The organism is Levilactobacillus koreensis JCM 16448, assembly GCF_001435525.1.
In the GTDB taxonomy this organism is placed as follows: domain Bacteria; phylum Bacillota; class Bacilli; order Lactobacillales; family Lactobacillaceae; genus Levilactobacillus; species Levilactobacillus koreensis.
The window spans coordinates 1-2,410 of the sequence record NZ_AZDP01000097.1 but is presented as its reverse complement, the minus strand read 5'-3'; the positions used below and the strand labels follow the sequence as shown (position 1 = coordinate 2,410).

Sequence of the window (2,410 nt, the reverse complement as noted above, 5' to 3'; positions counted from 1 at the left end):
ATATGTTGCGGAACCACGCTTTGGCAATGAGTATCTCGGATGTCGGGTGGCGAACTTTGCTGAGCATGTTAGCCTACAAAGCTGATCTGTACGGTCGAAAATTTTTGACAATCGATCCACGAAATACGACACAGACATGTAGCGATTGTGGACACGTCATGGCCGGAAAGAATAAGTTGACGTTGGCTGATCGTAAGTGGACGTGTCCTAATTGTGGGATATTCCATGTGCGTGATCAAAATGCAGCTAAAAATATATTAGCTAAGGGTTTAGTAACATTCTAAAAAACGAGTCCGTCTGGCAACCTGCGGACCTAAAAGGCTTTGGTAATTAGCAGATAAGTCCTATGCGTAGGCTAGCGCTGTATCTAAGCAAATTGTGGTCATCATGCCATGGGGTGTGGTTCTCACAAGCGTCCGTTTTCAAACGGGCGTGGTTGACTTCTGACACCGAATGACCCGAGAGCTTTGCCAAATATTGTAGCCAGGCTCGCATATCATCATTATTTTCACTAGTCATTTTGTTCTCCTCCGTTTGTCTGGAGTGTATGCCAGTTCCGTTGCCAACACAACTAAACACCATTCAAAAAGCCGGCCCAGAAGCAACTTCTGAGTCGGCCAAGTTTAATTTATTTGTAGTTAGGCGCTGCCTTGGTGATTTGGACATCATGTGGATGTGATTCAATCAAGCCAGCGTTGGAGATCCGGACGAATTGGGCGTTGTCGATCAGGTTTTGAATCGTTGCGCTTCCCGTGTAACCCATTCCGGAACGCAGGCCACCAACCATTTGGAAAATGATATCGTTGACGCTACCCTTGTATTCCACACGGGCTTCAATTCCTTCTGGCACGAGCTTGTCGGCTTCGTTGACGCCACCTTGGAAGTAACGGTCGGCTGAGCCGTGAGACATGGCAGCCAAGCTTCCCATCCCGCGGTACGTCTTGAATTTCTTACCGTTTTCTTCAATGACATTGCCAGGCGCTTCATCGGTTCCGGAGAACATTGAGCCGAACATCACGGCGTTCCCACCAGCAGCGATCGCCTTCACGATGTCACCAGAGTACTTCATTCCACCGTCAGCGATGATCGGTTTGCCAAATTCACGCGCAACCTTCGCTGAATCGTAAATGGCAGTCAGTTGTGGCACCCCAACACCGGCAACCACCCGCGTCGTGCAGATAGAACCAGGGCCGATACCCACTTTAACCACGTCAACACCGGCTTCAAATAAAGCCCGCGTGCCTTCGCCCGTCGCAACGTTGCCGGCAATCAGTGTCGCGTCCGGTAATTGTTCGCGAATTTGCGCAACCTTCCGCAATACCCCAGCGGAGTGACCGTGCGCCGTATCAATGATGATGGCGTCGGCACCGGCCGCGAGTAAGGCGTTGGCCCGGTCAAACGTGTCGGAAGTAACCCCAACAGCGGCGGCGACTAACAAGTGATTGTTGTCGTCCACAGCGGCGTGGGGGTACTGGCTGGCATCGTTTTCGATAGCCTTCACGTCAGCGACCATTTTGGCTTGGTCCGTGGCGCTCATGTTCTTGTGGATGACCCCGAGGCCCCCGTTACGTGCCATGGCAGTCGCCATCTTCGTTTCCGTAACGGTATCCATGGACGCACTTAGAAATGGAACGTTCAACTTCAAATTTGGCGCTAATTGGGTACTCAGATCGACTTCATTCGGCAAAACGTGGCTTTCGGCTGGTATTAGCAAAACATCATCAAAAGTAAATCCTTCTTTAGCAAACTTCGTGTCCCAATTAGACATAGTTGATATCGCTCCTCTTATTTTTCAGTCTCAGGCTCGGCTAGGAATCCTGGGAGATATTGTTTCTTAATTTACCAGTCTAGGCCACTTTGGTCAAGGGCTCTCATCAAACTATAACGGTATATTGAAAATAGTTGGTGTTAGTCGTCTCATGCTAAGGGTCGAAGCAGAACTAAAGTCAGGGTCAAATCCTGTGCCGTATCAGTTGCAATGCCCACCGCTAAACTCGCTAAACGTGGATACCTACGACTACCAGGGATTCCGGTTAAATTGGAGTACCAACGCAGCCTACGTTTAAATCTGACTGACCCTAATTTATCACGATTATTCACGCCCCCCATATTCCAAGCCATTTCAATCCGTGTCCATAGTAAAACCAGTCAAGCAGATGACAGTAAAAACCTAAATTTCATCAGCTATTTCATTTTATCTACTGGCACAACATATCACATTAGTTTGAGAATCAAACTGTTGGTAACCACTATTCAGTCTATATAGCTACTGCCTGCACTGTGTTTCACCATCAAGGTAGCCACAGCGAAGCCAGTCACGTACAGAGTCCCGTGTCGATGGTGTTAGTCAGCGTTTTGAAGTGCCGTAAAATTATTAGACAGAGAGACTAATAATTTTGAGGTGGTTCTA

At 48.4% G+C, this 2,410-nt stretch carries 2 protein-coding genes; one reads left to right on the top strand and one right to left on the bottom strand.

The window, feature by feature from the left end; genetic code table 11:
- Positions 1-284: RNA-guided endonuclease InsQ/TnpB family protein (locus FC99_RS14195; RefSeq protein ID WP_235805895.1), on the top strand; the 284-nt coding region annotated here is incomplete at its 5' end.
- A 344-nt stretch (positions 285-628) separates the two neighbouring features.
- On the opposite strand, the gene guaB is transcribed toward FC99_RS14195, so the two are convergent.
- The gene (gene guaB, locus FC99_RS08545; RefSeq protein ID WP_048732981.1) at positions 629-1,768 is read right to left on the bottom strand and encodes an IMP dehydrogenase; all 1,140 of its coding nucleotides are present in this window, start codon (positions 1,766-1,768) and stop codon (positions 629-631) included.
- Positions 1,769-2,410: the final 642 nt, after the last annotated feature.

Bases quoted from the DNA above. Each gene is read 5' to 3' on its own strand.
- guaB (WP_048732981.1), bottom strand. From the start codon at position 1,768: ATGTCTAATTGGGACACGAAGTTTGCTAAAGAAGGATTTACTTTTGAT.